This is a genomic window from Microcystis sp. LE19-41.2A, assembly GCF_027530405.1.
GTDB classification, from domain to species: domain Bacteria; phylum Cyanobacteriota; class Cyanobacteriia; order Cyanobacteriales; family Microcystaceae; genus Microcystis; species Microcystis aeruginosa.
Genome location: NZ_JAPZQJ010000113.1, coordinates 1 through 10840 on the forward strand (window position 1 = coordinate 1; position 10840 = coordinate 10840).

Consider the following 10840-nt stretch of genomic DNA (forward strand, 5'->3'; position numbering starts at 1 on the left):
GTTTCGGGGCAGAAAATCAGCAAAAACATGGCTACAGAGGGAATCCCTTACTCTAGAGATTAATGACACTATCTGTTAAAATCAGGTTAGCGATCACTATACAGCCAACTCTACGGAATCGCTCTACTCCAGATACAGTCAGCGGTACAGCCATTTTCAAGTGAAAAATGTACCCAGTAGTCTCTTTTCAATTTTTTCTTAGAAGCGACCTGCAGTAAGGGTTTTGTTAATTTTTTAGTATTTATGTATGGGGGAAGTCCAGTTATTCAGAAAGGATATCTTTAATGGCAAGCCAAATGCGTTTGAGCTTTTGCAGCAAACCCACTGGATTACCAGTAGATTCCACTTCTACCGAATCAACTAATTGTTGAATCCTATCCATACGCTCTGCTAAAGCATAAAGGTTATTCACCGCCTCATCCTTGCTTGCCAACGATTCACGCAGTAGAACAACCATTTCAGCAATTTCCTGCTTTAGACGCTCATTTTCAATTTTACGGCGAGTTTCCCAACCCTTGATGCCAGCCTTTGAGCGTCTTTCTCGTTTAAGCAGCTCTTGGGCTTCATTATACAGAGTCAGATATTGCGTCCGCTGGGCATCTGCTTCTTGATATTTGGCTATTAATTCAACAGTTTTTGCCTTCTCTTCGTTATAAAGACAAAGAGTTTGCTGATATCTTTGCTGCTCACTAAGATAGAGTTGATTATTCTGCGTTGCACGCTGCTCCCATTCATCAACTGCAAGCTGTGAAGTCTGAAGCTGTTGCTGCAATTGAGCTTTTTCCTGCTGCAACAAAAACTTATCACCTCTAGCATTATCTCGCTGCTGTTTCAGTTCAAGATAAGAGGGTGGCTCTGGCTGCCGAGAGCGAGGATTGTTGCGCTCATTATCACTATTAGAATCTCGGCGATCCGCCCTTCGCATCCCTGGCATAATTCAACCTCCGAAGCAGATATCCCTATAACTTGAGTCTTCCCAAATCAACGGAACGAGATAGCATTCGACAAGCTAAACCTCCGGCTCTTCTGGTTTCTGTGTGGAAACTAGGTCTATACTGATAGTTTCTTCAGCAAAATAGTCCTAAAAGTCTTTCCCAGTAAACATTTCACGATTCTATAAGCAAAAATTATCACACAAAGTCGAGAAGAGCCAACCTCCTAATGAATCAATCAGTATCGATCACACTAAAAAATAACTTGACGGACACTATCACTACTAAGAGTTAAAGCGACCTAACGACTTAATCAAGAGGCAATCGCCACTCTCAACTTAAATCTAAAATATCATATTTGTCCGCTCCGATGATTTGCCATAACCCGATTACTTCTTAATTCTTAACTGTAGCGAGCATCAATAATCTTGGCGAACTGAACAACGAAGTCAGCTATTTTTAATTGCGTAATCCTTGCTCAAATAGCGACTATTGAGACTTAAACAAAAACTGAGGTAACAATAGTTAAATAGTTTCAAACCTATAGCAGTAAGCCATCAGCTTTGAATCAGTTATATAGGAAGTTGTCGTTTTCTTTTCACTGTTTACTGATTACTGTTCACTGATAACTGAAAAATCCCCACCCTACCCAATCACCTCATGTAAATCCGTCGGTGCGAGATTAGGATAAACCACTTCACCATCCTTAAACCAAATAATGCGCTGAGAGTGACGCGCCACATCAGCCTCATGAGTTACCATGACGATAGTAATGCCACTGTTATTCAATTCCGAGAAAATAGCCATCACCTCTTGGGTAGTTTTCGAGTCTAGCGCCCCCGTCGGTTCATCAGCAAGTAATAATATGGGTTGATTGACAATTGCCCTAGCAATAGCGACGCGCTGCTGTTGTCCCCCCGATAATTGATTGGGTTTATTGTGCAGTCGATTATCTAATTTTACCTTCGTTAAAGCAGCGATCGCTCTTTCCTTTCTTTCTTGGGGAGAAACCCCACCATAAATCATTGGTAACATGACATTTTCCAGCGCACTCATCTGGGGTAAAAGATGGAATTGCTGGAAAACAAAGCCGATTTTACGATTGCGAATCTGGGCTAAATCCCCATCCGGCAGCGTGGAAACGTCCAGATTTTCTAGATAATAAGCTCCCAAGGTGGGACGATCAAGACAGCCGATAATATTCATGGCCGTGGATTTTCCCGAACCCGAAGCCCCCATAATAGCGCAATATTCCCCTTTTTTTAGGCTTAAATTGATGTTATTGAGGGCTTTAACCATGGTTTCGCCACTGCCGTAGATTTTAGACACATTTTCGAGGCGAATAATTACCGGCTGATAGACTTCGGCTTTATCGTTGCGTTCGCTGAGAGAGGAAGTATCAAAACTCATGAAATAAATTCGTGGGGGCAGGGTGTGGGGTGTAGGGTGTGGAGTGTAGGGTTTTACCGATTTTCAGGGGGTCAATTACCTAATTTTCAGGCAAAAAGTGCCTAAATTTCCCCCCTGATCACTCCAAGGGCTGGCAGTTTTTGATTTCAAACAAGCTTAAAGATATTATCCAACAAGGTTTTTAGATTTATTCAGCAAGCCCTAAATAGAGATAAAACCAATAAATGCAGCTATTCTAACCTGAGCAATTCTCCATTCAAGCAACATCCTTGAGAAAACCGACTAAAGGCAAGAAAACCGGTGCTAAATTCGATCGAGCCACGGCTAAACAGGGATAGGATCGATCGCTATAATTTTCCCCCACCTGCAAGGGAAAAATCTTTTCTCCTAAAGAGATAAATACTCCGCCAGCGGCCTGTAGAATTGCCCAAACCGCAGCAATATCCCAGACTTTCGGGGTTGCTTCCACTCCTCCCAAAACCGTGCCATCGGCAACCAAAAGCAGATTATAACTAGCCACTCCTATCATCCGCACTTTGCAGGGAAAGGGATTTTTAAATATATCTGTACTACGGGCGCAGAGATTAAACAGATGATTTTTGCTAGGAAAATCGTCGCTGGTGTGAATCGGTTGACCATCGCGGTAGGCCCCCTCTGGACCGGTTAAACCCGTCTCACCGTACCAATAACCATAATAGGCCTGTTTTAGGCAGGGGAGATAAACAAATCCGAACACGGGAGTCCCCCGGTAGAGAAGTCCTAGGGAAATGCCCCAGATGGGAATACCGCGAGTAAAATTAGTTGTACCGTCGATTGGATCCACTACCCAACACCATTCTTGATCCGGGAAAATATGGGTAGTTTCCTCGGTTAAGACTCCATGATCCTGGAAAGTGCGGGCAATTAGCGATCGCAATTCCCCATCGGACCAACGGTCGGCAGCCGTCACTAAAGTCCCATCTGCTTTATTGGTGGCCTGTAATTTGCCAAAATCAGCTAGTAGGCGATCGCCCACCTGCTCGGTAGCCTGATAACAAAAGTCTAAAACCTGACTCCAAAAAGTTTCCATAATTTTCTCGTTCGTCTTCTAGTAGAATATTAAATCATTGTCTAAACTTAGGTAGTCGAGATTGAGCGCGGAAGCCCACCAGGAGATCAGACTAGCTACCCGTCTAGAAGCGATACTTTACCTAAAAGGGCAGCCTGTCCCCTTAACCGAGATGGTGACATTAACCAACAGCGATCGCTTGACGGTGGAAGATGCCATGATCGAGTTAATGTCCGATTATGCACACCGGGATAGTGCCTTGGAAGTGGTGGAAACCCCCCTCGGTTATAGTTTACAATTGCGGTCAGCTTATCAGAATTTGATCGAAGACCTGATCCCGGCCGAATTAGGCACAGGAACCCTCCGTACTTTAGCAGCGATCGCACTAAAAGAACCGATTTTACAAGCGGATTTAATTAATTTACGAGGCAGTACGGCCTATCAACAGGTTCAGGACTTGGTAGAACGAGGATTTGTGAGAAAACGCAAGCAAAATGAAGGTAGATCGTACTGGTTAGAATTAACCGATAAATTTCATCAATATTTCGAGGTTGACAATCTTAGAGAACAGGGTATTCTGGAAGCTACCGATCGGGAATAAGGAGAGAGAGAGTATATTAAGGGTGAATGTTTGATCACTGAGCTAAACTTGAAGAAGATGGGGGGGACTTCAGGCAATCAAGAAGAGCGATTTGTTAACCTAGATCCAATAACCACTACAGCGTGGGAGTTCTGATGACTTTTAATCCTGATTTTTTTCCCTGGGAAACCGAAGAACAAAACGATAACTGTCTGATGCAGTATCTCCAGCAGCAGCATCCTGAAACCCTTGAGAGAATAGCCCAATCCGTCAGTAGCGAAATTAAAGATATTATCTCGCAAAACGTCAGGGGATTGGTGGGAATGCTGCCCTCAGAGGATTTCGCGGTACAAATTACCACCGACCGCGAGAATTTGGCTAATCTTCTCGCTTCAGCGATGATGACCGGTTATTTCCTCGGTCAAGTGGAGAAGCGCCATCATTTAGAATCAATTTTGTTAGCTACAGAATCAATTAAATTAGGCAAAAAACCAAAAATAGATTAATCTTCACCCCAAAAAGATAGAGACACTTTCATCGGTGTCTCTATCGGTTTTTAGCCCCCTTTGGCAAAACTCACCATCACTAAAATCGAGAGCAGGATACCGGGGACAAGTAAACCCGCTAATAATCCAAATTCAGTCAGCGTCATAGGAAAATATGCCCAAAATTCCATCACTTCCCACTCTAACCCCCTCTTCCGGCCACCTCAACAAAGCTTAAGGAAAATTTAAAGCCTTTTACCAGTTTTTCTCCTATCAGTTGTCCGACTAGACAAACCAAAAAGAGTCTTTTTGATGTTGCCAAGCGGTTTATAAGTAGCTGGTTATAATTAAATTAAAAATGGATTTTAGGTTCGATCCCCCCTGCCCCCCCTTGATAAGGTAGGGTTGATTCATGAATCAACCCTACGCTTGATAAGGGGGGTGTCTGATAATTTTTAACGCCTACCTACTTAATTCTTTTTTCAGCGCTTCGTATAAAGCTGAATAATCTTGTTCTGCTAATCCCATTTCTAAAGCTTTTTCCAGAAGGCTCTGTACTCCTGTTAGGGGAAAAGTGGTTAAATCTAACTTCTCCGATTCCTCTAAAAAGAGATTGACATCTTTGAGTAAATGTTTAGTGGGAAAATTAGGGTTAGCATAATTTTCTTCTAACATTCTGGTTAATTTTTTGTCAAAAGTAGGCGCATATAAGGCACTTTGACGCAGGATAGTCATGAACTTTTCTAGATCTACTCCTTGCTGGGATAAAAAAGCTAAACTCAAAGCAAAAGCACTGGTTAGAGCGGCAATTAATTGATTTAAAGCTAATTTTAACGCCGCGGCGGTTCCCACTGCCCCGATTAACATCGGTTCTTGACCAAAATGTGCTAATAAATTTGACCATTGATGGAACTGTTTCTCCGTTGCTCCCACCATAACTAAGAGAGTGCCATTTTTAGCTTCGGGAATACTTCCTAACACGGGTGCTTCTAGATATTCTCCCCCTTTAGCAACAATTTTATCTCGCAGTTGTTTACTTTCAGAAGGAGCAATAGTTCCCATCTGGATAATAGTCCGATTATTGAAGTTAGATTGCTCGGAATTTAATCCTAAAACCTCTTGGATAACGGCGGCATTAGTTAACATTAAAATTAGACAATCTGCCTCTTGAATAACTTGATCGGGACAGCTAACTGTTTTGGCTCCCAACTGCTGTAAAGGTGCTAATTTTTCTAAGGTGCGATTATAGGCAATAACAGAAATTTTCTGATTTAATAATCTTTCTACCATTGGCGTTCCCATTAATCCTGTTCCCAAAAATCCAACTTTCATAACTCAACTTTTCCTGATTTAGTGATTAGTTTTTACTTGTTTTTATGGCTGTCCAATGACGTTCGGAAGACTGATAAATTTTAACATTTTTTAATCCCGATTGCTGGATTAAATCTTCGATTTCTGCTAGGGTAAAAGCGGCCTGGAGAGAATCCTTAAATAGTTGCGCTTGTCGGGGAGAAAAATTAGGATCGATTTCCCTCACCATCCCCTGGATTATTTCCTCGGAATCGGGACGGAATAAATCTCTTAAAAAAATGCCACCATTGGGTTTTAAAACTCGCTTAATTTCCCTTAAAAAAGGCAGAGGATTTTCGAGATGGTGGATTAAACTATTAGAAATAACTAAATCAAATTGCTCGGATTGGTAGGGAAGATTTTTTCCATCAACTTTTTCTAATTTGATCTGTTCTTGACAGTTAGCACTCAGGATATTTTTTTGACCAATTTCTAACATAGAATCGGCCAGATCAATAGCGATAATTTGCCATTGGGGACGCAGTTGACAGAGCATAATCGGAATGCGTGCAGTACCGGTTCCCACATCTAATACCCTAGCATTAATACCGGCCAATTGTACGGCTTCTTTAGCAAAATTAGTATTAACTTCGGTGAAGTCCATGGCATCATATTCGATCGCTTCTTCCCGATCATCCATTACTTCCGGTTCTAAAATTCTTTCCATAGAAAAGCTATCCTTAAGGATTACAATATTCACAATACATCGGATCGGCAGTTTTTTGACCGTTGGGAAAGAGTTTTTCCTCTCGATAATCACACCTTTGACAACCGTATAGTTCCAGTTTAATTAAAGAGGTGGGAAAGTGACATAAACCACAGGGTAAACCCGATGTTCTTTCGATAATATCAAACCCCGGACAACCACAATTAGGACATAATTGATTAAGTTTCTGCACCAGATTTGCTGTCGCAGCTGCAATTGCTTTCATCCGCGTGGGATTGTGCATAGCACGCATATCGGTTTCTAGGTGTACCTTGCCGTTTTTGTCAAGAATATCTTCAACAATTTTAACGAAATTTTTCTCGTCAGTAATTCCCTTAAAAATCTGCTCGGAGTCGAGAGAATTTTTATCAAACATCACCACTAAACCATGACTAGGAAACCCGATTTTTTCGGCAAATTCTAAAGCAGCTGCTAGATTAGTTACAGTTTGGTGAGCGTGATTAGTTTCCGTGACTATTGCTTGACCAATTATTTCTAGATTATGGACTCGATCGAGCAATAAAATCAATTCACGATTACAGGAAATCAACGGCAAGTGGGGATAGGGATAAAAACTACCCTCACTAGCAATTCCGATATCGTATCCCGAAAGCTCGATCGCTTGTTGTGCCTTCCTGCGAGCGGTTTCAATTTGTGTCCCGATGCGCTTAATATCCCGGGTAAAAGTGCCAAAGCGATCGGTATTAAAATTATCGGGTACAATCACCTTAAGGCCTATTTCTTGCGCTAAAATCGGTGCAATCACCCGCTCTTTTCCGTGCATAGTCCCTAAAATTGCTATCCGATCTTGAAACATCTTTGTCAAGTAAAAAGGAGACAGGAGACAAATTCACCTGATAACTGATGGTGGGTTACGGCGAATACTAAATAGGTGGTAAAATATCTAAGTTATTGTCGCCTAACCCACCCTACACTAAGTTGCTGGGGTTTTTTCCTGAGCTTGTTTTAATCTTTCTGCTGCTGTTTCCATGACTTCTGCAAAGTTTTCGAGAATTTCGCCGGGGTGCGCTTCGAGGATTTTTGTGGATAGGGAAATGCGATTTTTATATTCGTCAATTTCCGCGACTACCACTTTAATTGCTTGACCAACTTTAAAGAAAGTCATGGGAGAATTAAAAGAGGCTCCTGTCACCTGTTTAGCATGGAGTAATCCCGTCACTCCACCGCAATCGACAAAGACACCGTAGGGTTGTAATTTAACCACGGTGCCACTTAATAATTTACCCACAGCTAATTGACTGATAGCGTTAGCGCGAGCAATTTCTCGCTGAGATAAAACTAATTTATTATTTTCTTGATCGATTTGAATAAAAGTTGCGGTTAAAAGTTGTCCGATCAGGGAATCTAAATCATTTTTTTCGATTAAATGGGAGCGAGGGATAAATCCTTTTAATCCCTCCACCTCTCCCGTCACTCCCCCCTTATTCACCCCCGTGACGCGCAGCTGCACCGACTTGCCACTTTCAGAGATTTCCCTGACATTTTCCCAAGCTTTTTGTAGTAATAATTGCCGCAGAGACAGGGTAACTTGTCCTTCCGCGTCCTGTCCACGGGTAATCAGAAAATCGAATTCTGCACCTATGGGTAAAGCTTCAGCAATAGAAATAACATTTTCCAGGGAAATTTCCCTTAAAGGAATAAAAGCGGAGGATTTGCCGCCAATATCGATGAATGCTCCATCGGAGGTGTGTTGATCGACTCTCCCGCGCACGATCTGCCCTTTTTCAAATTGATAATCGTATTGATCAAGAGCTTTGGCAAAATCGTCCATGGAAAAGGCTGGGTTCGGTGTCATGATAAATAGAATGGTTACAAGTATAATTTCGATCTGCTTCCAGTGTAAGCTGAAGCTTGAGGGGTCAGACCATTAAGATTTAAGAAGGCTAAATAACTCTAGCACATGATCCCAGGCAGATTTGGCCGCATTAGCATTATAACTAGCCCTTTGGTCGCAGAAAAAGCCATGGTCGGCATTTTCATAGCGGAAAACTCGATGAGGAATTTGATAACGGATTAATGCGTTTTCTATCTCATCCACTTGCTTTTGAGGAATACTCGCATCTAACATCCCGAAAAATGCGTAGATTGTCCCTTTGATTTGGGGAGTCACCTTCACTGTCGCTTGACCACCCCCAGGGGTTCCCGTGGTGATTCCCGCACCGTAAAAAGAGGCACTAACTTTGATATCCTCTAGAGTGGAGACAAGATAAACCACATGACCACCAAAACAAAAACCGATCGTGCCGACACCGGTTTTTTTCACCTGTGGCAAACTATAAAGATAATCGATGGTGGCTTGGATATCGCTGATTAATTCGGCTGCTTTGGTTTGTTCTTTGTACTGACGACCGATTTCAATATCTTCCATACTGTACCCCGTTTCAAAACCAGGAGCGAATCGCTGATAAATGGCAGGAGCGATCGCTATATAGCCTTCTTGGGCAATTCTGCGGGTGACATCGCGAATATGGTCGTTTACGCCGAATATTTCCTGAATCACGATAATTGCTGGATAAATTCCCCCTTGATCGGGAATGGCTAAATAGGCATCTATGTCAATATCTTTGTTAGAAATCGTAACAGTTTGCGTATTAATAGTCATAATTTTCTCGATGAAAAGGGTTTTAGGGTGTTAGGGTTTTAGGGTTGTAGGGTTGTAGGGTCTTAGGGTTGTAGGGTTTTAGTTGAATTCCCCCAATTCCCCATCTCCCCAATTCCCCATCTCCCCATTCCCCAATTCCCCATTTCCCCACTTCCCCATTCCTCAAATTAAAACAAACTTTTCCAAGGCCGCAGCCACCCCATTTAAGTTTACACTAGGGGCAACCCAATCGGCTTGATCCTTAACAGCTTGGGGAGCATTACCCATGGCAACACCGACACCCGCATAGGTGAGCATAGAAACATCATTAAAATTATCACCGATCGCCATAACGTTTTGCGGTTGTAATCCTAGGATATCTTCGGCCAAAAATTGGGTGGCGCTTCCCTTGGTAGCCTCAACGTGGGTAACTTCAAAAAAAGTCGGACTCGATTGGGTAAAGTATAAATCTTGATTTTGATAGCGTTGCTGTAAATGATGCCAAATCTCGGCGATAAATTGCTTATCTTCCCCCATGGCTAGGATTTTAGTGGTTTTGTGGGCAACTTTGCGTAAATCTCCCACTGCTTCGGCAATAATACCCGATCGCTGCCGATAGAATTCCGTTTCCGCGTTTAATTGCCGCACATAAAGCACATCGTCCATATAAAAATTAAGGGAGATTTTCTCTTTCCATTGGGGTTGTTCGAGATAATCTAAAAGATCGATCGCCAAGTCGGGGGAAATGGGAGTATGTCGATGGTGAACTTGGGAAACAGGATCTTGAATCCAAGCGCCATTGTAAGCAATTAAAGGTAAAGTGGATTTAAGGCGTTTATGAAAACGTAAAGCCGAGCGGTACATCCTACCAGTGCCAATAGCGACGGGAATTCCCTTTTTTTGGACGGCCGAGACAGCTTGCACCACAGCTGGATTAACCTGATTGTTATCACCGGCGATCGTTCCATCCACATCAACAACGATTAAGCGAATATCCACAGTCTTGTCCCATTCAACGGTAACAGTTATTGACACTCTCGCCGTCAAGCTACGCTGTGACTGGAGATTCTTGCTTCTACTCCTCTTAACTAGACACAATCGGAAGACTATGCCCCCGTCAGACCGAATCCACAAGCGTTTTAGTTTAACGTCTACCGACTGCCCGGCGGCGGACGGATCTGAATTTTATTTGTGGGCTGTTTTGACCTTAGCCGTTAAGCTTCTATCCTGCTTGACCCGTCACCATTACATTTTCAAGGGCGATATTTGTTCCGAGGTACAAAGGAGCGGGAGGTTTCCGTGATCCCTTACGCGCTTTACCGCTTTCTGTATTCTAGCGAAATCCCTCGAAAATTGTCAAAGTATTGAAAGCTAGGATGGAAGGCATGGGATTAAATGCAACAGTCCGAACATTTGGATACACGAATAAAACAATATTAAATTGGGAAAAGAAATTATCAGCCTGACAAGAAACGTTAGTATTTAACTCTAGATAAAATGTCACCATAATTACCTCAAAAACTGCCCTAGTTAATTATTTTTAGCTAGTTGACTAACAAGCCATGCTCTTAAATTCTTTTCTGCCTTCACTTCATCCTCTTTAGCAGTGGCTAAAAATTCATAGAGTTTAGTTTTCGGAACTAGGGGAAAAGTCGGACTAAATTCTCCTTCCTGATAAACCCCCTTTTCTAACCGATAAATGCGCCAGATTTGTCCATTAAAACGCC

The 10840-nt window shown here is 42.4% G+C and carries 11 protein-coding genes and 1 pseudogene; 2 read left to right on the forward strand and 10 right to left on the reverse strand.

Translation table 11 applies throughout. The annotated features are described in order from the left end of the window. Window positions 1-262: 262 nt before the first annotated feature. From O9290_RS04980 to O9290_RS04990, 3 genes are all read right to left on the reverse strand, one after another. Window positions 263-934, reverse strand: a complete 672-nt coding sequence (locus O9290_RS04980) for a hypothetical protein (RefSeq protein ID WP_002762999.1) — start codon at window positions 932-934, stop codon at window positions 263-265. A gap of 643 nt (window positions 935-1577) precedes the next feature. Beyond that, window positions 1578-2342, reverse strand: a complete 765-nt coding sequence (locus tag O9290_RS04985) for an ABC transporter ATP-binding protein (RefSeq protein ID WP_002763001.1) — start codon at window positions 2340-2342, stop codon at window positions 1578-1580. Window positions 2343-2598: 256 nt separating this feature from the next. Next, window positions 2599-3411: an inositol monophosphatase family protein gene (locus O9290_RS04990; RefSeq protein ID WP_288056749.1), complete on the reverse strand. Its 813-nt coding sequence runs from the start codon at window positions 3409-3411 to the stop codon at window positions 2599-2601. Between the two features lie 61 nt (window positions 3412-3472). On the opposite strand from O9290_RS04990, the gene scpB reads away from it, so the two are divergent. Both scpB and O9290_RS05000 read left to right on the forward strand, forming a co-directional pair. Beyond that, the gene (gene scpB, locus O9290_RS04995) at window positions 3473-3991 is read left to right on the forward strand and encodes an SMC-Scp complex subunit ScpB (RefSeq protein WP_002763004.1); all 519 of its coding nucleotides are present in this window, start codon (window positions 3473-3475) and stop codon (window positions 3989-3991) included. A gap of 134 nt (window positions 3992-4125) precedes the next feature. After that, window positions 4126-4476: a DUF760 domain-containing protein gene (locus tag O9290_RS05000; RefSeq protein WP_002735620.1), complete on the forward strand. Its 351-nt coding sequence runs from the start codon at window positions 4126-4128 to the stop codon at window positions 4474-4476. Window positions 4477-4917: 441 nt separating this feature from the next. Here the strand turns inward: O9290_RS05000 and O9290_RS05005 are convergent, their stop codons facing one another. The 7 genes and pseudogenes from O9290_RS05005 to O9290_RS05035 all read right to left on the reverse strand — a co-directional run. Beyond that, a complete protein-coding gene (locus tag O9290_RS05005; protein WP_288056746.1) occupies window positions 4918-5787 on the reverse strand; it encodes an NAD(P)-dependent oxidoreductase in 870 nt (289 codons plus the stop codon). A gap of 25 nt (window positions 5788-5812) precedes the next feature. Next, window positions 5813-6472, reverse strand: coding sequence for a class I SAM-dependent methyltransferase (locus O9290_RS05010; protein WP_002763008.1), 660 nt, complete (start codon window positions 6470-6472; stop codon window positions 5813-5815). Between the two features lie 13 nt (window positions 6473-6485). Next, entirely contained in the window at window positions 6486-7328 is an 843-nt protein-coding gene (locus O9290_RS05015) for a DUF6671 family protein (RefSeq protein WP_002763010.1), read from the reverse strand. A gap of 117 nt (window positions 7329-7445) precedes the next feature. Next, a complete protein-coding gene (locus tag O9290_RS05020) occupies window positions 7446-8303 on the reverse strand; it encodes a S1 RNA-binding domain-containing protein (protein ID WP_052278385.1) in 858 nt (285 codons plus the stop codon). Between the two features lie 96 nt (window positions 8304-8399). Further along, on the reverse strand, window positions 8400-9134 hold the full coding sequence (locus tag O9290_RS05025) for a dienelactone hydrolase family protein (protein ID WP_002763013.1): 735 nt from the start codon (window positions 9132-9134) through the stop codon (window positions 8400-8402). A 162-nt stretch (window positions 9135-9296) separates the two neighbouring features. Beyond that, window positions 9297-10112 (reverse strand): Cof-type HAD-IIB family hydrolase, encoded by an 816-nt coding sequence (locus O9290_RS05030; RefSeq protein ID WP_052275762.1) that lies wholly within the window; start codon window positions 10110-10112, stop codon window positions 9297-9299. A gap of 531 nt (window positions 10113-10643) precedes the next feature. Further along, window positions 10644-10840: pseudogene (locus tag O9290_RS05035) on the reverse strand (Uma2 family endonuclease); the annotation flags it as partial.

Bases quoted from the DNA above. Each gene is read 5' to 3' on its own strand.
- O9290_RS05015 (WP_002763010.1), bottom strand. From the start codon at position 7,328: ATGTTTCAAGATCGGATAGCAATTTTAGGGACTATGCACGGAAAAGAG.
- O9290_RS04980 (WP_002762999.1), bottom strand. From the start codon at position 934: ATGCCAGGGATGCGAAGGGCGGATCGCCGAGATTCTAATAGTGATAAT.
- O9290_RS05010 (WP_002763008.1), bottom strand. From the start codon at position 6,472: ATGGAAAGAATTTTAGAACCGGAAGTAATGGATGATCGGGAAGAAGCG.
- O9290_RS05025 (WP_002763013.1), bottom strand. From the start codon at position 9,134: ATGACTATTAATACGCAAACTGTTACGATTTCTAACAAAGATATTGAC.
- O9290_RS05000 (WP_002735620.1), top strand. From the start codon at position 4,126: ATGACTTTTAATCCTGATTTTTTTCCCTGGGAAACCGAAGAACAAAAC.
- O9290_RS05020 (WP_052278385.1), bottom strand. From the start codon at position 8,303: ATGGACGATTTTGCCAAAGCTCTTGATCAATACGATTATCAATTTGAA.
- O9290_RS05005 (WP_288056746.1), bottom strand. From the start codon at position 5,787: ATGAAAGTTGGATTTTTGGGAACAGGATTAATGGGAACGCCAATGGTA.
- O9290_RS04985 (WP_002763001.1), bottom strand. From the start codon at position 2,342: ATGAGTTTTGATACTTCCTCTCTCAGCGAACGCAACGATAAAGCCGAA.
- O9290_RS04990 (WP_288056749.1), bottom strand. From the start codon at position 3,411: ATGGAAACTTTTTGGAGTCAGGTTTTAGACTTTTGTTATCAGGCTACC.